This is a genomic window from Terribacillus halophilus, assembly GCF_900101385.1.
GTDB lineage: Bacteria > Bacillota > Bacilli > Bacillales > Amphibacillaceae > Terribacillus > Terribacillus halophilus.
The window spans coordinates 194,592-219,181 of sequence record NZ_FMZB01000001.1; the positions used below are offsets into that span (position 1 = coordinate 194,592).

The 24,590-nt window shown below is 46.3% G+C and carries 24 protein-coding genes; 23 read left to right on the top strand and 1 reads right to left on the bottom strand.

Annotated elements, in window-relative coordinates; all coding sequences use genetic code 11:
* Positions 1 to 87 precede the first annotated feature (87 nt).
* From rpoE to BLQ53_RS01005, 15 genes are all read left to right on the top strand, one after another.
* Entirely contained in the window at positions 88 to 621 is a 534-nt protein-coding gene (rpoE, locus tag BLQ53_RS00935) for a DNA-directed RNA polymerase subunit delta (RefSeq protein WP_093725086.1), read from the top strand.
* A gap of 180 nt (positions 622 to 801) precedes the next feature.
* Positions 802 to 2,409, top strand: a complete 1,608-nt coding sequence (locus BLQ53_RS00940; RefSeq protein WP_093725088.1) for a CTP synthase — start codon at positions 802 to 804, stop codon at positions 2,407 to 2,409.
* Between the two features lie 143 nt (positions 2,410 to 2,552).
* Complete coding sequence (locus tag BLQ53_RS00945; protein ID WP_170829532.1) at positions 2,553 to 2,930, top strand: response regulator; 378 nt, start codon at positions 2,553 to 2,555, stop codon at positions 2,928 to 2,930.
* 123 nt (positions 2,931 to 3,053) lie between these two features.
* Positions 3,054 to 3,917: a class II fructose-bisphosphate aldolase gene (locus BLQ53_RS00950; RefSeq protein ID WP_093725093.1), complete on the top strand. Its 864-nt coding sequence runs from the start codon at positions 3,054 to 3,056 to the stop codon at positions 3,915 to 3,917.
* A gap of 772 nt (positions 3,918 to 4,689) precedes the next feature.
* Positions 4,690 to 5,331 (top strand): fructose-6-phosphate aldolase, encoded by a 642-nt coding sequence (gene fsa / locus BLQ53_RS00955; RefSeq protein WP_093725095.1) that lies wholly within the window; start codon positions 4,690 to 4,692, stop codon positions 5,329 to 5,331.
* A gap of 62 nt (positions 5,332 to 5,393) precedes the next feature.
* Positions 5,394 to 6,680 (top strand): UDP-N-acetylglucosamine 1-carboxyvinyltransferase, encoded by a 1,287-nt coding sequence (locus BLQ53_RS00960; protein WP_093725097.1) that lies wholly within the window; start codon positions 5,394 to 5,396, stop codon positions 6,678 to 6,680.
* Positions 6,681 to 7,134: 454 nt separating this feature from the next.
* A complete protein-coding gene (rho, locus tag BLQ53_RS00965) occupies positions 7,135 to 8,421 on the top strand; it encodes a transcription termination factor Rho (RefSeq protein ID WP_093725099.1) in 1,287 nt (428 codons plus the stop codon).
* Between the two features lie 133 nt (positions 8,422 to 8,554).
* Positions 8,555 to 8,800, top strand: coding sequence for a type B 50S ribosomal protein L31 (locus BLQ53_RS00970; protein WP_038564035.1), 246 nt, complete (start codon positions 8,555 to 8,557; stop codon positions 8,798 to 8,800).
* Positions 8,801 to 8,986: 186 nt separating this feature from the next.
* Entirely contained in the window at positions 8,987 to 9,559 is a 573-nt protein-coding gene (locus BLQ53_RS00975) for a thymidine kinase (RefSeq protein WP_093725101.1), read from the top strand.
* Positions 9,560 to 9,621: 62 nt separating this feature from the next.
* Positions 9,622 to 10,692 (top strand): peptide chain release factor 1, encoded by a 1,071-nt coding sequence (gene prfA / locus BLQ53_RS00980; RefSeq protein ID WP_093725103.1) that lies wholly within the window; start codon positions 9,622 to 9,624, stop codon positions 10,690 to 10,692.
* Positions 10,673 to 11,554: a peptide chain release factor N(5)-glutamine methyltransferase gene (prmC, locus tag BLQ53_RS00985; protein WP_244499197.1), complete on the top strand. Its 882-nt coding sequence runs from the start codon at positions 10,673 to 10,675 to the stop codon at positions 11,552 to 11,554. Before prfA ends, prmC begins: the two co-directional genes overlap by 20 nt.
* Before the next feature lie 274 nt (positions 11,555 to 11,828).
* Complete coding sequence (locus tag BLQ53_RS00990) at positions 11,829 to 12,521, top strand: toxin regulator (RefSeq protein WP_093725105.1); 693 nt, start codon at positions 11,829 to 11,831, stop codon at positions 12,519 to 12,521.
* A gap of 323 nt (positions 12,522 to 12,844) precedes the next feature.
* Positions 12,845 to 13,471 (top strand): stage II sporulation protein R, encoded by a 627-nt coding sequence (gene spoIIR, locus BLQ53_RS00995; protein ID WP_093725107.1) that lies wholly within the window; start codon positions 12,845 to 12,847, stop codon positions 13,469 to 13,471.
* A 63-nt stretch (positions 13,472 to 13,534) separates the two neighbouring features.
* Positions 13,535 to 13,903: a hypothetical protein gene (locus BLQ53_RS01000; RefSeq protein WP_093725109.1), complete on the top strand. Its 369-nt coding sequence runs from the start codon at positions 13,535 to 13,537 to the stop codon at positions 13,901 to 13,903.
* 71 nt (positions 13,904 to 13,974) lie between these two features.
* Complete coding sequence (locus tag BLQ53_RS01005) at positions 13,975 to 14,991, top strand: L-threonylcarbamoyladenylate synthase (protein WP_093725111.1); 1,017 nt, start codon at positions 13,975 to 13,977, stop codon at positions 14,989 to 14,991.
* 37 nt (positions 14,992 to 15,028) lie between these two features.
* On the opposite strand, the gene BLQ53_RS01010 is transcribed toward BLQ53_RS01005, so the two are convergent.
* Positions 15,029 to 15,529, bottom strand: a complete 501-nt coding sequence (locus BLQ53_RS01010; protein ID WP_093725113.1) for a hypothetical protein — start codon at positions 15,527 to 15,529, stop codon at positions 15,029 to 15,031.
* Between the two features lie 127 nt (positions 15,530 to 15,656).
* Between BLQ53_RS01010 and BLQ53_RS01015 the strand changes: the two genes are divergently transcribed.
* The 8 genes from BLQ53_RS01015 to BLQ53_RS01055 all read left to right on the top strand — a co-directional run bounded on the left by BLQ53_RS01015 (position 15,657) and on the right by BLQ53_RS01055 (position 24,413).
* Positions 15,657 to 16,262 (top strand): low molecular weight protein arginine phosphatase, encoded by a 606-nt coding sequence (locus tag BLQ53_RS01015; protein ID WP_093725115.1) that lies wholly within the window; start codon positions 15,657 to 15,659, stop codon positions 16,260 to 16,262.
* A gap of 49 nt (positions 16,263 to 16,311) precedes the next feature.
* On the top strand, positions 16,312 to 17,688 hold the full coding sequence (locus BLQ53_RS01020; protein ID WP_170829533.1) for a methyl-accepting chemotaxis protein: 1,377 nt from the start codon (positions 16,312 to 16,314) through the stop codon (positions 17,686 to 17,688).
* The gene (gene rpiB / locus BLQ53_RS01025; RefSeq protein ID WP_093725119.1) at positions 17,642 to 18,082 is read left to right on the top strand and encodes a ribose 5-phosphate isomerase B; all 441 of its coding nucleotides are present in this window, start codon (positions 17,642 to 17,644) and stop codon (positions 18,080 to 18,082) included. Before BLQ53_RS01020 ends, rpiB begins: the two co-directional genes overlap by 47 nt.
* A 14-nt stretch (positions 18,083 to 18,096) precedes the next feature.
* Positions 18,097 to 18,636 carry a TIGR01440 family protein gene (locus BLQ53_RS01030; RefSeq protein WP_093725121.1) on the top strand — a complete coding sequence of 180 codons (540 nt, stop codon included), beginning with the start codon at positions 18,097 to 18,099 and terminating at the stop codon, positions 18,634 to 18,636.
* Positions 18,637 to 18,682: 46 nt separating this feature from the next.
* The gene (locus BLQ53_RS01035; protein ID WP_093725123.1) at positions 18,683 to 19,918 is read left to right on the top strand and encodes a serine hydroxymethyltransferase; all 1,236 of its coding nucleotides are present in this window, start codon (positions 18,683 to 18,685) and stop codon (positions 19,916 to 19,918) included.
* Positions 19,919 to 20,393: 475 nt separating this feature from the next.
* Entirely contained in the window at positions 20,394 to 21,023 is a 630-nt protein-coding gene (upp, locus tag BLQ53_RS01045) for a uracil phosphoribosyltransferase (RefSeq protein WP_093725127.1), read from the top strand.
* Complete coding sequence (wecB, locus tag BLQ53_RS01050) at positions 21,010 to 22,164, top strand: non-hydrolyzing UDP-N-acetylglucosamine 2-epimerase (protein ID WP_093725129.1); 1,155 nt, start codon at positions 21,010 to 21,012, stop codon at positions 22,162 to 22,164. Before upp ends, wecB begins: the two co-directional genes overlap by 14 nt.
* Before the next feature lie 65 nt (positions 22,165 to 22,229).
* Entirely contained in the window at positions 22,230 to 24,413 is a 2,184-nt protein-coding gene (locus tag BLQ53_RS01055) for a S8 family serine peptidase (RefSeq protein ID WP_170829534.1), read from the top strand.
* The last annotated feature ends 177 nt before the right edge of the window (positions 24,414 to 24,590 follow it).

Below are 24,590 nucleotides of genomic sequence, written 5' to 3' on the forward strand. Positions count from 1 at the left end.
ATAGGCCTGGCAATATAATGTAAGGTATGGTTCTAAAACGGTAGACGTGAACATAACCAACTTATTGACAAAGGGAGTGCTGTGACAGTGGGTTTGAAAGAATACAGCCAAGAAGAGCTTGCTGACTTTTCCCTCGTGGAATTGACGAATTTGATTCTTGAGGATGAAAACAAAGCAACCGATTATAAAGAATTATTCAATAAAATAGCTGATATCAAACAATTGAGCGATGTACAGCGTGAAGATTATATGCTGCAATTCTATACGGACTTGAACGTAGATGGTCGTTTCATGACCGCAGGATCCAATCTTTGGGGATTGAAAAGCTGGTATGCAGTAGATCAATTCGACGAAGACGTAACAGTCGAACCTACGAAGAAAAGGAAGAAACGCGCAACAGAAGAAGATCTGGATGATTTGGAGGAAGACTTCACACTCGATGAAGAAGGATTCGACGAAGATTTCAGCGATGAAGATGATGACTTGGAAGATGAGGATATCGCGGATGATGATTACGAAGGTGATTACCAAAGTGATGATACGGACAATGATACCCGCGAAATCGTCGGAGAGGATATGCATCTGACTGGCGACGAAGATGATGAGGATGAAGACCGCTGAGCGAATAATATTCGCTGAATGTTATTGACTTTACAGAAGAGAATCAGTAATATTTTATGTGGGCTCTTTAATTGTCCAAAGACGCGTTCCCTTAACAAAAGGGAGCGCTTTTTATTTTTTATCAAACTTTTTTAAGGACATGGGTATTCTATAAATAAATGCTAGAAATGAGGGATTACGTTGACAAAGTATATCTTTGTTACAGGAGGAGTAGTATCTTCTTTAGGTAAGGGCATCACGGCCGCATCTTTGGGCCGTTTGCTAAAAAATCGCGGATTGCAGGTGACAATCCAGAAATTCGATCCATACATCAATGTGGACCCGGGAACGATGAGTCCATATCAGCATGGAGAAGTCTTCGTTACCGAAGATGGTGCAGAAACGGATTTGGACCTTGGCCACTACGAACGTTTCATCGATATCGATTTGAATAAATATTCCAACGTGACAACAGGTAAGATTTATTCTACCGTGTTGAAAAAAGAACGCCGCGGTGATTATCTTGGCGGAACTGTCCAAGTCATTCCGCATATCACGAATGAAATCAAAGACAAAGTCTTCCGTGCCGGAAAACAGACGAATGCCGATGTTGTCATCACGGAAATCGGCGGAACAGTGGGAGACATCGAATCCTTGCCGTTCTTGGAAGCCATCCGTCAAATAAAATCCGATATCGGCCGTGACAATGTGATGTATCTGCATTGTACGCTTGTACCTTTCATCAAAGCAGCAGGTGAGCTGAAAACAAAACCAACACAGCATAGCGTAAAAGAACTTCGCTCCCTTGGCATTCAGCCGGATGCGATTGTCTTGCGTTCTGAAATGCCGATCAGCAAGGATATGAAAGAAAAAATCGCATCATCCTGTGATTTGGAAATCAATGCAGTCGTGGAATGTATCGATGCCGATACACTTTACGATGTACCGCTTGCCTTGCAGCGCCAAAATCTCGATCAATTCGTCTGTGATCATTTCGGATTGGAGTGCCCGCCGGCTGATATGACCGCATGGTCCGCAATGGCTGCGCATGTGACGAATCTTAAGAAGACTGTCCGAATCGCATTGGTCGGAAAATATGTCGAGCTGCAAGATGCATACATTTCCGTAGTGGAATCTTTGAAGCACGCAGGCTACCCGTATGATACGGACATCGAAGTGAAATGGATCAATTCAGAAGATGTGACAGCCGATAACGCTGATGAACAGCTTGGAGATGCAGATGGTATCCTTGTCCCGGGCGGATTTGGTGATCGCGGAATTCAAGGAAAGATTGAAGCGATACACTACGCGCGAACAAGAAAGATTCCATTCCTTGGTATTTGCCTTGGTATGCAGCTGGCAACTGTCGAATTTGCTCGTAATGTACTCCATCTTGAAGGTGCACATTCAAGCGAAATAGATCCATTGACGCCTCACCCGGTCATCGATTTACTTCCAGAACAAAAAGATATCTCCGATCTTGGCGGTACATTGCGTTTAGGTGTATATCCTTGCCGTCTCCAAGATGGTACGAAGACAAAAGAAGCGTATGGCAACGAAGATGTCATTTACGAGCGGCACCGCCACCGTTTCGAGTTTAACAATCAATACCGTGTACAGATGGAAGAACAAGGATTTGTCTTTTCTGGTACAAGTCCGGATGGCCGTCTGATCGAAACTGTCGAAATCAAGGATCATCCTTGGTTCGTCGCTTCTCAGTATCATCCGGAGTTCAAGAGCCGTCCGAACCGTCCGCACGCGTTATTCCATGGTTTTATCGGTGCATCTATACAGCATAAAGAAAACTGATTGATACGCTGATATGCAATTATTTTGAGTGGAGAAGCAGGAATTTGGTGCTTTTTACTAGAAAAAGGTGTAACTGAGTCAGAGCAGTGAACATTATGTCGAAGCAAGCAGCTGCTTGCTTCGTTTTCTAGGGGGATATGCGGATGAATAAGCGCGTGTTGATCGTGGATGATCAGCCAGGTATTCGGATCTTGCTGGAGGAAGTCATCCGGGAAGAAGGACATGAAGTGATTTCCGTCGGCACAGGGGCAAAAGCACTTGATCAAATGAAAAGACAGAAACCGGATCTGCTGCTGATTGATTATAAGCTGCCAGTACTGGATGGGCCTGCGGTACTGGATAAGCTCAAAGACCAAGGGCATTTCATCCCGACGATCATGATGAGCGGATTGGCTGAGGAAGCAGAAACATTCCGGCAGAATTACGACTTCCTGATTGATGTGCTTGCCAAACCTTTCGATATACTAAGTGTTCGAAAAATGGTGAATCAAGCATTGAAAGAAGGGTCGAATCAAGTATAAAAGTGCGGCAAATGTTGCACCATGGCGGGTGAGTTGGTATTCTTATGTATGGAAGCGATAAAATACACGACTTCACATACATAGTTGCCGACCGTCGTGCAAATTTGAAGGAGGATTTTTGTTATGCCTTTAGTATCAATGAAAGAAATGCTAGATGTAGCAAAAGACAATCACTATGCTGTAGGACAGTTCAACATCAACAACCTTGAATTCACACAAGCAATCCTGCAAGCAGCACAGGAAGAAAGCTCTCCTGTCATCCTCGGTGTATCCGAAGGGGCAGCGAAATATATGGGTGGCTTCAAAACAGTTGTATTGATGGTGAAAGGTCTATTGGAAGACTATAACATCACTGTACCTGTAGCGATTCATCTTGACCACGGTTCCAGTTTTGAAACATGTGCGAAAGCGATTCATGCCGGCTTCACTTCTGTAATGATCGATGGCTCCCACCATCCATTGGAAGAGAACATCGCACTTACGAAGAAAGTAGTAGAGCTTGCACACTTCCACGGTGTATCTGTTGAAGCGGAACTTGGCCGCATCGGCGGACAAGAAGACGATCTTATCGTAGAAGATGCAGATGCAGCGTATGCGATTCCTTCCGAATGTAAACAGCTTGTGGAAGAAACTGGCGTTGACTGCTTCGCACCAGCGCTAGGCTCCGTACACGGTCCTTACAAAGGCGAACCAAACCTTGGTTTCGACCGTATGGAAGAGATCTTCAACACAACAAGCCTTCCATTGGTATTGCACGGCGGTACTGGTATCCCGACAAAAGATATCCAAAAAGCAATCACGCTTGGTACTTCTAAAATCAACGTGAACACAGAGAACCAAATCTCTTCTGCTAAACGCGTTCGCGAAGTACTGGCAGAAAAACCAAATGAATACGACCCACGCAAATACCTAGGACCAGCACGTGAAGCGATTAAAGAAACAGTAATCGGCAAAATGCGCGAATTCGGCTCCTCAGGCAAAGCGTAAATAAAACCATATAAAAACATAAAGAAAACATAAAGAAAACTGACCCTAGGGCCAGTTTTCTTTGTTTTATATACAAAGAAAAGCGGAGGTGACCGGTCAGAAACGGAGGAATAAGCGGGGAGCCCGGAGAGGGTGTTCTCCCCACGCAGGGATTCATCGCTTATACCGAAGTTTCTGGTCACCGTAGCTGGACCACAAAGAAAAGCGGAAGAAACCGCTTAGGAACGGAGAAGTAAGCAAGGGAGCCCGGAGTGGGGCCTTTCCCACACAGGGATACATTGCCTACAGCGTAGTTCCTGGCTTTCGGAGCTGGACACAAGAAAAGCGGAAGAAACCGCTTAGGAACGGAGAAGGAAGAGAGAAAGCCCGTAGGGAGTCGTACTATCCTTCCGAATGGATTTATCACTTCCGGCGCAGTTCCTGGCTTTTGAAGCTGGACACAAGAAAAGCATAAGAAACCGCTTAGAAACGGAGAGGTAAGCAAGGGAGCCCGGAGTGGGGGGCTTTCCCACGCAGGGATTCATTGCTTACAGCGCAGTTTCTGGTTTCAGGAGCTGGACACCATAAAACCAAAAATCCAAAAAAGCAATTCACCACCCAAAAAACAGAAACATGTTTAAAAAAATAGGAAGAGGTAAGAAAACTGTACGGTGCTGTCTTTGGATAGAACGCAAAAACAGCATTGGAAACCGAGGGAATTTACTGTAACCCCTTTACCATTTACAGAGAGTCCTGCATAAACTACTTCGGAACTATTTAAGGAGTGGAAACGATGAAATTCTTTTTGGATACTGCAAACCTGGAGGAAATCAAGCTTGCCAATGCATTTGGCGTTTTGGCAGGAGTAACGACAGAACCGACGCCGGTGGTCAAGGAAAATGTGTCGTTTCATGATAGAATTCGGGAGATAACCGAAGAGGTGTCCGGTTCTGTCAGTGTAGCGGCAGTTTCTGAACAAGCAGATGAAATGGTGGCAGAAGGCAAAGTGCTTGCAGAAATTGCTCCTGATGTTACTGTAGGGATACCGATGACTTTAGAAGGTCTGAAGGCAGTCAAGGTCCTTTCTGCATGGAATATCAAGACAAATGTGACACTTGTCTTTAATGCGAATCAAGCGCTGCTTGCTGCTCGTGCCGGGGCTACATATGTATCGCCATTCATTGGAAGGCTCGATGATATCGGTCATAGTGGTATGGAGCTGATTGGTGTCATAAAGGAGATTTTCACTCAGCACAAAATCCAGACAGAAATCATTGCGGCTTCTATCCGGCATCCGATGCAAATAACAGAAGCTGCCCAGCAGGGAGCGCATATCGCTACCGTTTCTTTTGATGTCTTGGAGAAATTGGTGGAGCACCCGCTGACAGATGCTGGGGTCAAAAGATTTCTTGCAGACTGGAACAGTCGTATATAGTATAATTATGGTAAAATAGAGGAAACTAACGTTGCTGTTATCCTAAATGTGAGGAGTTCCTTATGCAGAAAATACTTGTAGAGGGCGGAAACCTTCTTAGAGGAAGAGTAAAAATCAGCGGAGCGAAAAACAGTGCAGTAGCATTGCTGCCTGCTGCTATACTGGCTGAATCTCCGGTATCAATAGAAGGGCTGCCCGAAATTTCAGATGTTGAGACGTTAAGTCACTTGCTTGAAGAAATCGGCGGCAAAGTATCCAATACCGATCACGTTCTTACGATCGATCCATCTGCCATGACGTCCATGCCTCTTCCGAACGGAAAAGTGAAGAAACTCCGAGCTTCCTATTATTTCATGGGTGCGATGCTCGGGCGGTTCAAGCAGGCAGTCATTGGTTTACCTGGCGGCTGCTATCTAGGCCCTCGACCTATCGATCAGCATATCAAGGGCTTTGAAGCATTAGGAGCGAAGGTGACGAATGAGCAAGGTGCCATTTACCTGCGGGCGGATGAACTGCGTGGAGCACGTATTTACTTGGATGTGGTGAGTGTTGGTGCAACAATCAATATCATGCTTGCCGCGGTGCGAGCAAAGGGTAAGACAGTGATTGAGAACGCAGCAAAGGAACCGGAGATAGTGGATGTAGCGACCCTTTTGACCAGTATGGGCGCGAAAATCAAAGGTGCCGGTACCGATGTGATTCGCATCGAGGGTGTGGATCATCTCCATGGATGCCGCCATACGATCATCCCTGATCGGATCGAGGCGGGAACTTATATCATCCTGGCTGCTTCCCAAGGGGAAGAAGTGGTCATAGATAATGTCATCCCCGAGCATTTGGAGTCTTTGCTCGCTAAACTGCGGGAGATGGGTGTAGAGATCGCAGAAGGTGAGGAACAGCTTACCGTGCGGCCTGGGGCAAAGCTGAACAGTGTGGACGTGAAGACACTTGTGTATCCTGGTTTCCCGACGGATCTGCAGCAGCCTTTTACGGCTCTTTTGACTAAGGCGCATGGAACTGGTGTCATTACGGATACCATTTATCAAGCCCGCTTCAAGCACATCGATGAACTGCGCAGGATGAATGCACAGGTCAAAGTGGAGGGAGGAGCCTCCATTGTAAGTGGTGCTGTGCAGCTGGAAGGAGCAAAAGTGAAAGCTAGCGATCTTCGAGCTGGGGCGGCACTGATCATCGCTGCATTGATGGCCGATGGTGTAACTGAAATCACTGGTGTGGAGCATATTGATCGCGGCTATGAGAATATTACGGATAAACTGCATGCACTCGGTGCCAACATCTGGCGGGAAGAAATGAGCGAACAAGAAGTCGAACACTTTCAGAATTCTTGATTACACAAAAAAACGAAAGACGTTTTAAACACAAGGACAATAAGCGGCAAATATTTTCAGATGTGATCTGCTTAAGATATCGAATTTTGTCGTCTGAACTTCATGATGTAGAGACTGGCGCAAGCCAGTCTTTTTGAATACTTCAATCAACTGAAAAATACAGTTGAATATTCAAGTACGAAAATGTATGATTAGATATGCTAAAAAACGCAGCAAGTTTAAAAAAGCTGTATTGTGGTAAAAAATGATAGTTATAATCTTCTATTCTAGTTATACACTACCATCCTTCCTTTTCTTCCAGAGCTATGCGGGGACTATAGGCAAAACCTTGCACCTCTCTCGGTCCAAGATTGAATTAGATTCCACCAGTTTTGAAGCACCAATGAAGGATCATGAATTTATACAGCCAAACAGATAAGGACAAGTCCTTAAATACAATAGGTGTGGTGATTTTGTGGCTGAACTATCCATTTCTCATCTAGAAACATTGACATTGAAAGAATTATACGCGATGGCGCGCGAATACCGTGTTTCCTATTATGCGAAACTGACGAAACGTGAATTGATTTTCGCGATCCTGAAAGCACAGGCGGAAAAGGATGGCTTTCTTTTCATGGACGGTATCCTGGAGATCATTCCATCCGAAGGTTTCGGATTCCTCCGGCCGATCAATTATGCACCGAGTGCGGAAGATATCTATATCAGCGCATCACAAATCAGACGCTTCGATTTACGTAATGGGGATAAAGTTTCCGGCAAGGTCCGTCCGCCAAAAGAGAACGAGCGTTACTACGGTCTACTGCATGTAGATGCCGTGAATAATGAAGATCCGGAAGTGGCGAAGGAGCGTGTGCATTTCCCAGCACTGACCGCTTTGTATCCGGATAAGCAGATGAAACTCGAAACCGAGACCCGCAAAGTTTCCACACGGATCATCGATTTGATGACGCCGGTTGGTTTCGGTCAGCGTGGTTTGATCGTGGCTCCGCCAAAAGCGGGGAAGACGATGCTGCTGAAACAGATCGCCAACAGCATTACAACCAATCATCCGGATGCCAAACTGATTATCCTGCTTGTGGATGAACGTCCGGAGGAAGTGACGGATATCGAGCGTTCCGTTCACCCGGATGTCGATGTGGTCAGCTCCACATTCGATGAAGTACCGGAAAACCATATCAAGGTTTCCGAACTCGTGCTGGAACGTGCGATGCGCTTGGTAGAGCATAAAAAGGATGTCATCGTGCTGATGGACAGCATTACACGCCTTGCTAGAGCGTATAACTTGGTAATTCCACCAAGCGGGCGTACGCTTTCCGGCGGTATCGATCCAGCTGCTTTCCACCGTCCGAAACGTTTCTTCGGTGCTGCGCGTAATATCGAAGAAGGCGGCAGCTTCACGATTCTCGCAACGGCTCTTGTTGACACGGGGTCCAGGATGGACGATGTCATTTATGAGGAATTCAAAGGAACAGGTAATATGGAACTGCATTTGGATCGTTCCCTTGCAGAAAGACGTATCTTCCCGGCAATCGATATGCTTCGCTCCGGCACGCGGAAAGAAGAGCTGCTCGTACCTAAAGGTCAGCTGGATAAGATGTGGGCAATCCGCAAAACCATGCAGGATTCCCAAGACTTCGCTGAGCGCTTCCTGCGTCGCCTGCGGTCATCCAAAAACAATGAGGAATTCCTAGCAAACATGGAAGACGAAATGAAGCGAAAAGGCACGAATAAGCGCGTCTGATTACATGGATTTCCTCTTGCATTGGGATAGGGAGACTGTTATAATCACGTTATGTGAGCTTTCACGACAGTTATCGGTCTCTCACAATAAACTCTGTTTCCAAGGGATTCAGGGCAAAAAGGAGTGCTAACGAATGAAAGAACAAATCCATCCGAAATATAACAAAGTTGTATTTCTAGATACTAGTTCTGACTACAAATTCTTGACTGGTTCTACTCAGAGTTCTGACGAAACAATCGAATGGGAAGATGGCAACACTTACCCATTGATTCGTGTGGAAATCAGCTCAGCTTCTCACCCGTTCTACACTGGTAAGCAAAAAGCTGACAAAGCTGGCGGCCGCGTAGATCGTTTCAAGAAGAAATACAACTTGAGCTAATAGCTTAAGATATGAAGAAGAAAACAGGCAAACACCCTTTGCCTGTTTTTTCTGCTTCTAACCCCTTTTAAAGATTACCATTACATGTACACTGATCATCCAGATATACATAAGTGGGATAGATATAGTATGGATAAAGATAGTGTATTGTGGCACTATCTTTTTTATTTGACAAGGAGAAATGACATGGCACAATTATTCTTCAAATATGGCGCAATGAACAGCGGAAAGTCGATTGAAATATTGAAAGTGGCCAATAATTACGAGGAACAAAACAAATCGGTGTTAATCTTTACTTCCGGAATCGATACAAGGGATGAAGTCGGCTATGTTTCAAGCCGGGTTGGATTACGTCGTAAAGCTATTCCGATTTTCGAAGAAACCGATATCTTGAAAATTGTAAAAGAACATGAACCGACGCCGCATTGTGTACTGATTGATGAAGTACAGTTTTTAAGCAAGGAGCATGTGCTTCAGCTGGCAGCGATCGTCGATACATTCGGCATTCCTGTCATGGGCTTCGGACTTAAGAATGATTTCCAGAATGAGTTGTTTGAAGGAAGCCGGTATATGCTCATTTATGCGGATAAAATCGAGGAAATGAAGACGATTTGCTGGTTCTGTGAACGGAAGGCAACAATGAACCTGCGGGTGGATGATCATGGCAAGCCTGTGTACACAGGAGACCAAATTCAAATCGGCGGCAATGATTCCTATTACCCTGTCTGCCGCAGATGTCATAGCAATCCGCCGCTTTGATCTTTACTCAATTGCCCAAGATCCGGTGAGAGGCTATAATAAAGCAAGGAAAGGGTGTTGTTATGCTAGATCGTTTACAAGCACTAGAAGACCGATATGAGAAACTGAACGAATTATTAAGTGATCCGGATGTGATCAGTGATACGAATAAATTACGCGAATTCTCCAAAGAACAAGCTGGGCTGACAGATGTGGTCCAGGCTTATCGCGAATACAAAGATATCAGCTCACAAGTGGAAGATGCCAAAACAATGCTTGCTGAAGAGAAGGATCCGGAAGTCCTGGAAATGGCCAAAGCGGAGATTGCGGAATTGTCACCGCGTCTGCCGGAATTAGAAGAACAGATGCGTATTTTGATGCTGCCGAAGGATCCGAATGATGATAAAAACGTCATCATGGAAATTCGCGGAGCAGCTGGCGGAGATGAAGCAGCGCTTTTCGCAGGCGATTTGTATCGTATGTACAGCAGATTTGCGGAAATGCAAGGCTGGAAGACGGAATTGATGGAAGCGACATCGACTGGAGTAGGCGGCTACAAGGAGATCATTTTTATGATCAACGGCGCAAATGCTTACTCCAACTTGAAATTTGAAAACGGGGCTCATCGAGTCCAGCGAGTGCCGGAAACGGAATCCGGCGGTCGGATCCACACTTCCACGGCGACGGTAGTGGTTATGCCGGAAGCGGAAGAAGTCGAAGTGGACATCCACGACAAAGACATCCGCGTAGATACATTCGCATCAAGCGGTCCAGGCGGACAAAGCGTAAACACGACAATGTCTGCAGTCCGTTTGACGCACATGCCGACCGGAATCGTCGTATCGATGCAGGATGAGAAATCACAAATCAAGAACAAAGAAAAAGCGATGAAAATCCTGCGAGCCCGTATATATGACAAGTTCCAGCAGGAAGCCCAGTCTGAATATGATGATGCACGCAAATCAGCTGTAGGTACGGGTGACCGTTCCGAGCGTATCCGGACATATAATTTCCCGCAAAACCGCGTTACGGATCACCGAATCGGACTTACGATTCAGAAGCTGGATCAGATCCTTGAAGGAAAGCTTCATGAAGTTATCGATGCATTGATCATGGAAGAGCAGGCGAAAAAACTTGAGCAAATCGGAGAATAAGCAGCCGACCATAATGGAAGCGATGCAGGAGGCCATGGCATATTTACAAGCTCATAAGCGTGAAGATAGGGTGGCAGAGCATTTACTCTTATTCCATCTTGGAATCGATAAGACACAGCTTTTGATGAATATGAGGGAATCCATGGATCCTGTCCTCTATGCTGCTTTCCGAAAAGATATCGAAGAACACGCTAAAACAGGCATCCCGCTGCAGCATCTGACAGGAGAGGAAGAATTCCTTGGCAGACGCTATTATGTGAATCGCGATGTGCTCATTCCCAGGCCGGAAACCGAAGAGCTGGTTCTGGGTGTGGAAGCAATGATCAAAAAGCATCTTGCCGAACGGGATTTGACCATTGCCGATATCGGGACGGGAAGCGGAATCATCGCCACTTCTTTGAAGCTTGCTTTTCCGGAAGCTACCGTCATTGCCACGGACATTTCCGAGCGTGCTTTGCTGATTGCAAAGAGCAACAGCCGTACGTTGGGCGCTGACCTTACTTTGAGGCTTGGCAGTTATCTGGAGCCGATTCTGCAGCTTGGCAAACGCGTCAATGTGGTCGTTTCCAATCCCCCTTATATCGATGAGGCGGACAAAGAGCATATGACAGACACGGTGAAAAACTTTGATCCGAGTCTTGCTTTGTTTGCAGACGACAATGGGCTTGCTGCTTACAAGGAAATCATCGCCGCTTTACCGGAAGTACTTGCTTTTCCGGCAGTTGCAGCCTTTGAAATCGGCTGGCAGCAAGGAGCACAGGTGCGCGATTTGTTACTGGCGACGTTTCCAACAGCGGAAGTGGAAGTAAGGCAGGATATCAATGGCAAGGATCGTATGGTGTTTGCTTGGATATGTGAATGAGAACTGTGCGCAGCACGGTTCTTTTTTTATGGGAAAATGTAGAGGGGCATATGTGTATTGTGATTTTTAGAACGACGTCATATAGTTTAAGATTTGTCCATTTCATTGCATATAGTTAATACCATGAGAAAAGTCCTTCGCATTGTTTTTTATAATTCACGAATTAAGAAAACATAGAGATAAAAGACTATTTTTTTGAAAAAAATGGTCTTTTTTCTTTGCTTTGATGGTAAAATTGGCATGAATTATATTTAACCATCAAGGAGAGACACGAATGAAATTTCTTAAGAAAAACTGGAAGTATGTCTTGACGGCCGCTGTTGCACTTATTATTGGATTATTGTTTGGGCCTACTCAAGGTCAGCTTGACGAAGTTAATGCTGAATCAACGAACTTGGAGAAAAAGTTAACGACCGAAACCGATACCGTAGCTAGTCTTAAAAAGGAAAACGAAGACCTGCAAGCAAAAGTAGATGAAGCAGCTCCTTGGTTCAAGTTATCTGATGAAGAGAAAAAGCAGAAAGAGGCAGAAGCTAAGGAAGCTGAAGAAAAACGTAAAGCAGAAGAGAAAGCTAAAGAAGAAGCAGAAGCTAAGAAGAAAGCCGAAGAAGAGGCTAAGGAAAAAGCGGAAGCTGAAGCGAAAGAGAAACAGGGATACGATACGGGGATTACATATGATCAACTGGCTAGAACACCGGATGATTATGTTGGTGAAAAAGTGAAATTCAGTGGTAAAGTAGTCCAGGTTATGGAAGGTGACGGAATCACTCAAATTAGATTTGCGGTTGGGGATGACTACGATACAATCCTTCTAGGAGAATTTGATGCTTCTGTTGTAGATTCAAGAGTTCTTGAAGATGATGAACTTACAATCTATGGTACATCAGGTGGTGTAATTACTTACGAGTCTACAATGGGTGGTAATATCACTATTCCAAGTATGGCTATTGATAAAATCGATCAATAAATTAGCCTGTGAAAGATACACTTTTTGAAAAGGTTAGGCAGTAGAAAGCGGAAGGTGATTCCTGTATAAAACAGGGGTCACCTTTTTTAGGTTCCAATAAGTATTGGTCACGGTTTTATCTCTGAGGGGTAACTCTTTCCCTGTTCTCCACCTTCGCCGTATGCGATCGTCTTTTTACAGGGCTGATTACCCAAGAACCAAATGAGGATGTCCCTATTGTAATAATTCCTTAATGTAGTTTAAATAAAACTAGATTCATAGGTTTAAATCTCCTCCATCTGTTCATACTGGTACCATCACACAAAAGGAATGAGGTACCAAATATGAAGAAGCTTTGTTTTTCTCTGACTGCAATCTTTCTATTATTTTTATATATATTCTATCCGGGAAATGGTACAGAGGCTCAAGTGAGCAATGATTCCCAAGCAGTGAAAGAAATACCCGATGAAGCAATCCGTCTACGGATCCTGGCTAATAGTAATTCCGATGATGATCAAGATCTGAAGCGTCTCATTCGGGATGAAGTGAATGCACAGATCAATAGCTGGGTGAAGGATATTGCAGATATCGAGGAGGCCCGTACGCTCATTGAAGAACAGCTTCCCGAAATCAGGAAGACTGTCGCCAGGGTGTTGAATGAAGAAGGAAAAGCTCAAGGGTTCCAAGTGGAATATAGTGATAAGATTTCTTTTCCGGCGAAGCTTTACGGTTCTTATCTGTATCCGGCAGGTCAATATGAAGCTGTATTGATCACGCTTGGAGAAGGTGAAGGCGAAAACTGGTGGTGTGTGCTGTTTCCGCCACTCTGCTTTTTGGATTTCTCAAGCGGTACAAGTGTAGCAGAGGCTGAGGAAAATGCCGATGCTGAGCCTGTGGAAGTAGCCTCGGAAGAGCCACCTGAAGAAGGGAAACCAAAGGTGAAGTTTTTTCTATTAGAATGGTTCAGCTAGACTCATATCGTGTTCCTTTCGTTCATATAATCTATCAACTAGAAGTAGACGGGAGGAATTTTTATGCAGTTAATACCCGCTCAAGCGTTTGAGCTTTCCGAACTGGATGCTTTTTTCGATAACAGTCTGCCACGTTGGAAGGTGGAGCAGCAGAAACTCTATGAAGAAGGCTATATCATAGAAACAGAGCAAGGATGGCGAGCTTTTTTCTGTCTGGAGCAGCAGGACAAAGCAGTCCGAATCCATTCCATGTACGTCAAGCCGCCAGCAAACGGGAGCATCATTTTGACTTGCATGGAGCTTGCCAGCATGGAAGCGAGGAGGCGCGAAGCGAGCAGTTTACGGCTGATCAGCCATCATGAAACACTGGATCAGCTGATGGCCTTATACGGTTTTGAAGCCAAGCAAGGCTGGTGGGAGAAAACGCTCTGACATTGGGGAATGGTGTTCCTTGTGGTATCATAGCTCTTAGTGATATTTAGCAGAAGGAGCATCTGATCCATATGGAAACGAAGCACTGGACTGTTTCACAGCAGTCTTTCGATACAAACGTGATGGAGGAGGCAGCGGCCCTCCTTAGAAAAGGGGAAGCTGTCGCTTTTCCGACAGAGACCGTTTATGGCCTTGGCGCTGATGCGACAAATCAACAAGCTGTCCGGAAAATATTCGAAGCCAAAGGACGTCCATCTGATAATCCGCTCATCGTCCATGTAGCGGATAAAGAACAGCTGAAGGATCTTGTCGACGACGTTCCAGAAGTTGCTTATAAGCTTTTGGAAGCGTTCAGTCCAGGTCCGATTACAATCATTTTGAAGAGTAAGGGCAGAGTGGCGCCGAATGTCAGCGCTGGATTGGATTCCATCGGTATCCGGATACCAAGTCACCCAGTCGGCTTGCGCCTTTTGCAAGAAGTGGCTTTGCCGATTGCTGCCCCAAGTGCGAATATTTCGGGCAGGCCGAGCCCGACAAAAGCGGAGCATGTGACCCATGACTTGGATGGAAGAATTGCCGGGATCATGGATGGTGGCCCGACTGGTATCGGCTTGGAATCTACCGTGATTGACTGCACGGAAGCAGTGCCGGTCATTCTCCGACCAGGCGGCGTAACAGCCGAAGCAATTCAAGACGTGATCGGGACGGTGATGGTAGATCCGGGACTAGCTAAAGGGGAGAAGGAGAAACCGAAAGCCCCCGGTATGAAATATACACATTATGCGCCCGAAGCGCCGCTATATCTGGTGGAGGAAAATATGGTGCTGCATGCAAACAAGCTTAGCGAAGCAGGTGAGAAGGTTGGCATCATTGCGACAGAGGAGCTTGCACAGACGCTACAGGACAAGCATGTTCAAGTCTGTGGATCAAGACAGGATCTTTCCACTGTGGCGGAACATCTGTATGATGCACTCCGACATTTCAAAAAATCGGATGTATCGGTAATACTTTGTGAAAGTTTCGAAAAGACAGGAGTCGGAGCAGCTATAATGAATAGACTGGAAAAGGCCGCGACAGGATGGATTTAAGCGGAAAGGAACGTACCGGATGGTATCGTTCCTTTTTTTATTCCAGCACAATGAGCGAGAGGATGTATTGAGTCTCCGGCAAATACGTGATTTGTACAGTTTGCCCTGTCATATCCTGGTCATATAAGTACTGGAAAGATTCATATTGTTCGTTGCCATCTTTAGTATCGACCCCTATTGTCTGTCCGATATTTTTATAATGTTCCCCATCGGATATATAGGTTACAGTTCCTCTTGCTGTCTCAAATGACTTATTGGCATAATGACTGATATCCATTACATCGGAGGCAGTGAAAGAAAAGCATATTCCCGCTCCAAGCGCCACCCCAGCACATATGGCTAGCGTCTTCCATTGCCGCTCAAGGCAAGTCTTTATCGATGCCCAAATGCCAAAACAGGTGATGGGCAGTAATACCAAATAAGGTATGAAGATGGTCGAGTAGAGGAAGAGATGAATATTATTCCGATATAGAAAGAAGATTGCGCTTAAAAGATAAAATAACATGATGCTTATCAACGCGGCTATTTTCCAAACCAATCATCATCACCTCCTGTAGTCTATTCTATTACGGCTTGACGGCAATAAGGTTCCATTCCCCATGTAAGAAATTCTCTCCTGTTGTATACTACTAGTAGCACCATTTTAGAAGCAAGGAGATATTTGGATGAAACTATTACTTGTTTGTACTGGCAATACGTGCAGAAGCCCGATGGCCGAAGCACTTGTACGGAAACGGCTTCCGCAGGTGGAGGTGCAGTCAGCTGGTATATTCGCACATGATGGATCACCTGCCTCTCATCAGGCAGTGACAGTCATGCAGGAGGCGGGGGTGCTGTTCAATCACCAATCCAAACCTGCTACGAAAGAACGTGTCGATTGGGCGGATTTGATCCTGACGATGACAGAACAGCATAAGCAGTTATTGCTGGAACAATATCCGCATGCTGCCGGAAAACTGTATACATTGCCCGAATATGCTTCCCAGGAGGCAGCAGCCTCCTGGAAATCGCTACAGGAAGCTTATGCAGACTTGGAAACGAAGCGAGTGCGGTTCGCCAGCAGTTATCAAGGGGATCCCGATCGTTTCCAGAGTGAATTCATGCAATCCCATCAGCGAGAGATCCAGCATATCCAGGAGCTGGAGGCAGGTATGCCGGCTGCGGATATCATGGATCCTTTCGGACGTTCTGTAGAAGTTTATCGGAACACGCTGAAGGAATTGGAATTCTATGTTGATAAATTGGCAGAAAAGATTCACAATGAGAAGTAGGTAAAAAGACTCTCATACCAAAATATCAGCATGGATGGTGGATTATGTCATGAAGAGCTTCAGTCTGCGTTTCAAACTGGCGATTTTCGCCACAGTTTTGGCATTGGTGACATATAGTGTGAGCGGAGTGTTCATCTATATCGTACACCCCTTTGTACAGCAGTATTGGGATGTTGCAGCACCAGTGCTCGTTATCGGCACATTGTTTCTCGGTGTCTTGTGGACCGGGATACTGGCCTTTTCTGCAGCGCGTTTCATCACGAAACCATTAAAGGATTTGGAGAAGGTTGCAACAAAGGCGGCGGATGGCAGCTTGGATGAAGAATGGGAGGTTATCCCTTCCAACGATGAGATTGGTGCACTGACAAGCGCATTTCAAAAAATGCTGCATAATCTGAAATCGATGATAAGTGACATCGATGCGAATGCAAAAGCAAATGATCAGTATGCCAAACAGATTCAAAACGAGACATTGACAGCTTCTGAAAAAGTAGTCGAGATCGATGAGATCATGCAGACGATGGCCGAGGGAGCTCAGACTACTTCCGGGGCGGTCGGCAGTATTGTTCAGTCTCTGGACAACGCGACGGCTTTATCCGAAGATGTACGGACAAAAGCGGATCAATCACAGGACTTATCCAATGGGATGGTCGTAAAATTACACAGCTCACAGACTGTGGTGATGGATTTGGTGCATGGTATTCAGCGTATTGCCGAGAAACAGGAGCATTCGATCGGGAATGTGAAGCAGCTGGAAAATAATGCGTCACAAATCGAGCAGATTATCCGCTTTGTCAGTGACATAGCAGAACAAACGAATTTGCTTGCGCTCAATGCATCCATCGAGGCCGCACGTGCAGGTGAGCAAGGGCGGGGCTTCGCGGTAGTGGCGGATGAAGTACGGAAACTCGCCGATGAAAGCAGGCAGGCAGCACAGGACATTTCCGTTAACATCAAGGAAATCCAGCAGAATATTGGACAGGTCGTCACGGAGATCGACGAGCAATTGGCACTTGCGCGAAGTGAAGCAGAAAAAGGCTCCGAAAGCAGTGTCGTCATGGAAGAAATGACAACAGCCATCGCGCAGGTAGTTGCATCGATTCAGGAAATCGGCAAGCTCACCCAGCAGCAACGGGAAGAGATTGCCTCAGTTACGGATCAGTCCAAAGGCGTCGCGCAACTGGCTGAGCAAGCATCGGCAGGAGCGCAGGAGGTAAGTGCATCCGTGCAGGATCAAGCCTCCGTTATGCATAACCTGGAACAATTATCAGCATCGCTTGAGGAACAGGCAGGCAAACTGAGAGATCAGATGAAACAGTTCCAGCTAACAAAACAAACATCCGTACAACATGCGGAATTCGGAAAGAAGGATGAACAAAATGAAAGTGATTCTGACATCGGACCACGGTGGAGTAAATCTTCGTAAGGAAATTGCAGATCTTCTGACAGAGTTGAATATTGAGTTTGTGGATACAGGTTGTGATTGTGAAGGCTCTGTCGACTATCCTGATTATGGAATCCCGGCAGCGGAGCGAGTTGCAAACGGTGAATTCGATCGTGGTATCCTCATTTGCGGTACAGGTATCGGTATGAGTATTTCGGCAAACAAAGTACCAGGCATCCGGGCAGCGCTCGTACACGATGTGTTTAGTGCCAAAGCAACCCGCGAACACAATGACAGCAACATGCTGGCAATGGGTGAACGAGTAATCGGGCCAGGTTTGGCACGCGAAATTGTTCAAACATGGCTTGGAACGGAATTTACGGCAGGACGTCACCAGAACCGTGTGAACAAAATCACGGAATACGAAAACAAGTAAGAGCGAGGGTGTACATGGAAGCATTCGCAGATCACATCAACATTGTTGTAAGGGAGCTTGCATCATGTGGACATTTACATGAGGGAGACTTGTTCCTGGTAGGCTGTTCGACAAGTGAGATCGCCGGGGAGCGGATCGGCAGTGCAGGGAATATGGAAATTGCAGAACTGCTTTACCAGCAGCTGGAATGGCTGAAAAAAGAAACTGGCATAAATCTCGTATTTCAGTGCTGTGAACACTTAAATCGTGCTATTGTAGTAGAGAAGCATATCAGTCGGCAATACGGTTTGACCGAAGTTTCCGCGAAACCTGTTGCAAGAGCCGGTGGCAGCATGGCCGCCTGCGCCTATGAGCGATTCGAGAACCCAGTATTGGTCGAGGCTGTTCGGGCAGATTCCGGAATTGATATCGGGGAGACGATGATCGGGATGCATCTGAAGAATGTGGCAGTTCCATTCCGTCTCAAACAGCGATATATCGGTAGCGCCCGGATCAATACAGCCTATACAAGACCTAAACTGATCGGCGGCGTAAGGGCTGTGTACCCTGACTGACATCGGCTACGACATACATCAACAATACACGAGGAGGCATGTTTCGATGAAACATATTCAAGCGAATGATCCAGAACTATTCCAAGCTATAGAAGACGAAAGAGGGCGCCAGCATGACAAAATCGAGCTGATTGCATCTGAGAACTTCGTATCACAAGCTGTCATGGAAGCGCAAGGCTCCGTACTTACGAACAAATATGCGGAGGGCTATCCAGGCCGCAGATATTATGGCGGTTGTGAATATGTTGATGTAGCAGAAAATCTCGCAATTAACCGAGCAAAGGAAATCTTCGGTGCAGAGCATGTCAATGTACAGCCGCACTCCGGTGCACAGGCTAACATGGCAGTCTATTTCGCATTTTTGGAGCCAGGCGATACAGTTCTTGGTATGAATCTTAGTCATGGCGGCCATTTGACCCACGGCAGTCCGGTGAACTTCAGCGGTAAGCTGTATAACTTCACGGAATATGGTGTGGATCAGGAAACAGAGCAGCTTGACTACGATGTTGTACGTGCAAAAGCACTTGAAGTAAAGCCAAAGCTGATTGTAGCTGGAGCAAGTGCATATCCGCGTGAAATCGATTTTGCGAAATTCCGTGAAATCGCTGATGAAGTCGGTGCGTATCTTATGGTCGATATGGCGCATATTGCTGGTCTTGTGGCAGCGGGCGTACACCAATCTCCAGTTCCTTATGCGGATGTTGTGACAACAACAACGCATAAAACATTGCGAGGACCACGCGGCGGTATGATCCTGACAAAAGAGAAGTACGCGAAACAGATCGATAAAGCTGTCTTCCCGGCAATGCAAGGCGGCCCGCTGATGCACGTCATCGCAGCGAAAGCAGTGAGTTTCAAAGAAATCCTGGATAATGATTTCAAAGCTTATGCCCAGCAGATTGTGGATAACGCACAGCGTCTTGCAGAAGGTCTGACCAAAGAAGGTGTCCGTCTTGTTTCGGGCGGTACAGACAACCACCTGCTTCTTCTTGATGTAAGCAAGCTGGGTCTTACAGGTAAAGACGCAGAGCATGCATTGGATGAAGTTGGTGTCACAACGAACAAAAACACGATTCCATTTGATAAAGAAGGTCCATTCATCACAAGCGGCGTCCGGATTGGTACAGCAGCTGTCACTACCCGTGGCTTTAAGCTGGAGGAAATGGATGAGCTTGCCGGCATCATTGCTGATACATTGAAACATCATGATGATGAAGCTAAACTCAAAGCAGTGAAAGATCGCGTCGAAGCATTGGCTGATCGTTTCCCTCTTTATAAGTAAGAGATAAAAGACAGTCGCATGAGCGGCTGTCTTTTTTGATTATGGTGATATAAGCAAATGGTCGAAACACAAATAAGTGCCCATTGGGATTGGCTTCCCATTGCTGATGATGACAGGCTTATTTATATTCTAAGCGTCTTTTTCCGTTTTTCGGTTGTGTCTAGCTCCAAAGACCAGAAACTGCGCTGTAAGCAATGAATCCCTTCGTGGCAAGGACACCACTACGGGCTTCCTTGCTTACCTCTTCGTTTCTAACCGGTCTTTTCCGCTTTTCGGTTGTGTCTAGCTCCAAAAGCCAGGAACTGCGCCGGAAGCGATAAATCCCTGCGGAAGGAAAGGACACCTACCTCCGGGCTTTCTCACTTCCTTCTCCGTTCCTAAGCGTCTTTTTCCGCTTTTCGGGTTTTTATTGCGTTCCTAATTCTCTTTCTGTATACTATTAAAGATTTGAATATTTTTAGAGGGAGTGTTCGGAATGGGTAATGTTTTTGTTTTGGATCATCCGTTAATTCAGCATAAGCTTACGTACATACGTGATAAGAATACAGGTACGAAGGAGTTCCGCGAGTTGGTGGATGAGGTTGCGGCGCTTATGGCGTTTGAGATCACACGTGATCTGCCGATGGAAGAGACAACGATTCAGACACCTGTCGTGGAAACGAAAACGAAGGTACTTGCTGGGAAGAAAATCGGACTTGTACCGATCTTGCGTGCCGGTCTTGGTATGACAGAAGGTATCCTGCGCCTTATTCCTGCTGCGCGTGTGGGACATGTCGGTATGTACCGAGATCCAGAGACAATGCAGCCAGAGGAGTACTTTATCAAACTCCCATCTGATATTGAAGAACGTGAATTGATTGTGATCGATCCGATGCTTGCAACGGGGGGATCTGCCAATGATGCTATCCACTCTTTGAAAAAGCGTGGGGCGAAACAGATTCGCTTGATGTGTCTGATTGCAGCTCCCGAAGGCGTGGAAGTGATCAAAAAGGAGCATCCGGATGTGGATATCTATCTAGCTGCAATGGATGAGAAACTTGATGATCACGGTTATATCGTACCAGGTCTTGGCGATGCAGGGGACCGTCTGTATGGCACCAAGTAAAAAGAAAGTCATGCTTGTCTTCGGGACGCGTCCGGAAGCAGTCAAGATGGCGCCGCTTGTACTTGAATTGAAAAAGCGTACGGAGCAGTTCGAGACGATTGTGGCGGTGACGGCACAGCAGCGGGAAATGCTCGATCAAGTACTGGATATATTTGATATCAAACCGGATTATGATTTGAATATCATGAAAGCACGCCAGAGCCTGGCGCATATCACAACGAAGGTGATGGAGGGGCTGGATGAGCTTTATCAAAAAGTAAAACCGGATATCGTTCTCGTCCATGGAGATACGACCACGAGTTTTGCAGCATCGCTGGCTGCTTACTATAACCAGATTCCAGTCGGGCATGTCGAAGCAGGCTTGCGTACATGGGATAAGTACTCACCGTTTCCTGAAGAGCTCAATCGGCAGCTGACCGGGGTGATTGCCGATTTGCATTTCTCCCCGACTGCTCAAGCCAGACAAAATCTGCTTGAGGAAAATAAAAACGCAGAAACTATTGCCGTTACAGGCAATACGGCGATTGATGCCTTACAGACTACCGTTGCCGCGGATTATCAGCATCCAATTCTGGAACAAGCTGGTGGCAGACGTTTAGTGCTTATCACTGCGCACCGACGGGAAAATCTTGGTGAGAATATGGAGCATATGTTCACTGCAATCAGAAGGATTGCAGATGCACATCCGGATACACTGATCGTCTATCCGGTACACTTGAATCCGGCGGTACGTGAGATAGCAAACCGGATACTTGGGAACCATGAACGGATTCAGCTGATCGAGCCGCTTGGGCTGATCGATTTCCATAACTTTGCTTCCCGGGCATATTTGCTCCTGACGGATTCAGGCGGTGTCCAGGAAGAAGCGCCATCACTTGGTGTTCCTGTGCTTGTATTGAGAGATACGACAGAACGCCCGGAAGGAATTCAAGCCGGAACGCTGAAGCTTGCCGGAACAGATGAGGAAACGATATTCAATATGGCAGATCAGCTTCTGACAGATGAACAAGCACATAAAGAAATGTCGCAAGCATCCAATCCATATGGAGATGGACGAGCTTCGATTCGTATTGCCGATTATCTACAATATTATTTCGGGCTGCAGACGGAACGACCTGCACCTTTAGAGCCAGCTGACTGAGTCAGCTGGTTTTTTGTATAGGGACTCCTTACTCGTGCATCCTAATGGCACAAGGGGGAGTGGTTGTGAAACGATGCAGCTGGTTGTTTATATTTGTATTCATCTTAATCGGTTTCCAGCCAATTCAGGCAGCTGAGCAAAGGACAGTGATTATCGAACTGGATGAGGATGTATCTTCTTATCGTGCGTATTTGGAACTGCATCACCCATTCATTGAGATCGTGGAAGAATTCGATACTTTATTTCAAGGAATGGCACTTCGCGGGACAGATGCCCAGCTGCGTGCATTATCTCAAACTGGTCATCTAGTGCATATTCATCCTGTCCAAACCTATGAAGCGACAACAAGCAAAGCGGATGTTCCATTTGTGACACAAGAGTTCCTCGGAACCAAAGCAGCAGGTGCAACTGGCAAAGGAGTGAAGGTCGGCGTCATCGATACTGGCATCGATTACACGCATCCCGATTTAAAGCAAAATTATAAAGGCGGCTTTGATGTGGTTGATTGGGACGATGATCCGATGGAGACAACACCCGAAGAAGGGGAAGCAACCATTCATGGGACGCATGTCGCTGGCATCATCGGTGCCAACGGTAAGATGAAAGGCATCGCCCCGGATGCAGAGTTATATAGCTACCGGGCATTGGGACCGGGCGGGACCGGAACATCGGTCCAAGTGATTGCCGCCATCGAAAAAGCGGTCGAAGATAAGATGGACATCATCAATTTATCCTTGGGAAGTTCTGTCAATGGCCCTGATTGGCCAACGAGCCTGGCAGTGAATAAAGCGGTGGAGATGGGGGTGAGTATCGTGACAGCCAATGGCAATGAAGGACCTGCCAATTGGACGGTAGGGTCCCCGGCAACTGCCACAAAGGCATTGTCAGTCGGTGCCATCACCACACCGCAAAAGTCAGCTGTTTTGTATGATAGCTTTCATAAGAAACTGATTCCGATTTTGCCGATGCAAGGTTCGGTACCGTGGCAGCAGCGTCGCACCTTGCCAATATTGGATGGCGGTACAGGGGAAAAAGAGCTTCCAGATGCAGCAGGGAAGATCGTCTTATTTAAAAGAGGGAAGATTCCGTTTGCGGAAAAAGCAAGGGCAGCCGAGCGTGCTCATGCTGCCGCCGTCCTTATTTATAATGATGGCAGCGGTCCTTTGGAAGCTTCCATCGAGGATGGAGGACAGCCGATATCCATTCCAGTTGCCGCTGTGACAAAAAAGGACGGTCAATGGCTCTTAAAAAATGAGCAGACTGTACAATTGGCGGCAAAGCAGATAGAGCTTCAGAATCGGATGGCTGCTTTCAGTTCAAGAGGTCCAGTCACCAGGAACTGGGCCATCAAGCCAGAGATAGCAGCACCAGGAGCACCGGTTTGGAGTACGGTGCCCGAATCGGGGTATCAGGCTTTGCAAGGTACAAGTATGGCCGCTCCTTATGTAGCCGGGGCGCTTGCATTGGTCAAAGAAGCCCATCCGGAATGGACGGACGAGCAGCAGATCGGTGCATTACTGACAACAGCCCAGCCGCTCCTGAGGCCGGATGGGAGTCACTATGATCCCATTGAGCAAGGCATGGGCAAAATGCAGCCAGCCAAAGCAATTGCAACACCGCTGATCATCGAAAATCCACTGCTGCGGTTCGGGAAGATCGATTCAAAGCAAGAAGTCGAATATATACTCGTTATCCACAATGTCAGCGATGTCCAGCAGCAGCTGCAATTCAATCAGCCAAAAGCAGACAGCGGAATCCGCTGGCAGCTGCCGCTGACCGTCAACGTGAATCCACATGAAACGAAACGATTAAAAATCAGTCTTTCTGTCAATCCTGATATACAAAAGGCAGGTTTGCACCAAGGCTATATCTCAGCCAGATTTGGTGCACAAGAGTTGCAGCTGCCTTATTTGTTTCTTGTGAAACAAGCAGACTATCCGAAGGCGATGGGACTCGAAATGGAGTGGAGACCTCTTAACCAACGAGGCGAATATCGCTATCAGATTTATTTGCCTGAAGGTGCCGCTGAACTTCGGATAGACTTGTATGATCCGGATACACTCGTTTATGACAGACGACTGTTGATCCGAAAACAAGTGGAGGCAGGGCTGCTGGAAGGAAGCATGAGTAAAAGGGAGGCAGGGAAAGCTGGTGTCTATTTAGCATTGATACAGCTTCGTACACATGATGGACAGTTCGCAAACATCGAGCTGCCATTGTATTTGTCAGACCAGATGCTCGTGAAATAGTACAGATAAGTGAATTATGTGTCACAGAATTGTCAAATATGAGCTGTTGATAATCCTATATAATAATAAACGGAGGCCTATGCGTTTGAAGACGGATAGTCCTTTGTTTATAATATATTGTGGAAGCGTATCCAACACCATTGTGGAAGGTAATTATTAACTTTGTAATTTATTTCA

Bases quoted from the DNA above. Each gene is read 5' to 3' on its own strand.
- BLQ53_RS00945 (WP_170829532.1), top strand. From the start codon at position 2,553: ATGAATAAGCGCGTGTTGATCGTGGATGATCAGCCAGGTATTCGGATC.
- BLQ53_RS00950 (WP_093725093.1), top strand. From the start codon at position 3,054: ATGCCTTTAGTATCAATGAAAGAAATGCTAGATGTAGCAAAAGACAAT.
- fsa (WP_093725095.1), top strand. From the start codon at position 4,690: ATGAAATTCTTTTTGGATACTGCAAACCTGGAGGAAATCAAGCTTGCC.
- BLQ53_RS00960 (WP_093725097.1), top strand. From the start codon at position 5,394: ATGCAGAAAATACTTGTAGAGGGCGGAAACCTTCTTAGAGGAAGAGTA.
- BLQ53_RS00970 (WP_038564035.1), top strand. From the start codon at position 8,555: ATGAAAGAACAAATCCATCCGAAATATAACAAAGTTGTATTTCTAGAT.
- BLQ53_RS00975 (WP_093725101.1), top strand. From the start codon at position 8,987: ATGGCACAATTATTCTTCAAATATGGCGCAATGAACAGCGGAAAGTCG.
- prfA (WP_093725103.1), top strand. From the start codon at position 9,622: ATGCTAGATCGTTTACAAGCACTAGAAGACCGATATGAGAAACTGAAC.
- BLQ53_RS00990 (WP_093725105.1), top strand. From the start codon at position 11,829: ATGAAATTTCTTAAGAAAAACTGGAAGTATGTCTTGACGGCCGCTGTT.
- spoIIR (WP_093725107.1), top strand. From the start codon at position 12,845: ATGAAGAAGCTTTGTTTTTCTCTGACTGCAATCTTTCTATTATTTTTA.
- BLQ53_RS01000 (WP_093725109.1), top strand. From the start codon at position 13,535: ATGCAGTTAATACCCGCTCAAGCGTTTGAGCTTTCCGAACTGGATGCT.
- BLQ53_RS01005 (WP_093725111.1), top strand. From the start codon at position 13,975: ATGGAAACGAAGCACTGGACTGTTTCACAGCAGTCTTTCGATACAAAC.
- BLQ53_RS01015 (WP_093725115.1), top strand. From the start codon at position 15,657: ATGAAACTATTACTTGTTTGTACTGGCAATACGTGCAGAAGCCCGATG.
- BLQ53_RS01020 (WP_170829533.1), top strand. From the start codon at position 16,312: ATGAAGAGCTTCAGTCTGCGTTTCAAACTGGCGATTTTCGCCACAGTT.
- rpiB (WP_093725119.1), top strand. From the start codon at position 17,642: ATGAAAGTGATTCTGACATCGGACCACGGTGGAGTAAATCTTCGTAAG.
- BLQ53_RS01030 (WP_093725121.1), top strand. From the start codon at position 18,097: ATGGAAGCATTCGCAGATCACATCAACATTGTTGTAAGGGAGCTTGCA.
- BLQ53_RS01035 (WP_093725123.1), top strand. From the start codon at position 18,683: ATGAAACATATTCAAGCGAATGATCCAGAACTATTCCAAGCTATAGAA.
- upp (WP_093725127.1), top strand. From the start codon at position 20,394: ATGGGTAATGTTTTTGTTTTGGATCATCCGTTAATTCAGCATAAGCTT.
- wecB (WP_093725129.1), top strand. From the start codon at position 21,010: ATGGCACCAAGTAAAAAGAAAGTCATGCTTGTCTTCGGGACGCGTCCG.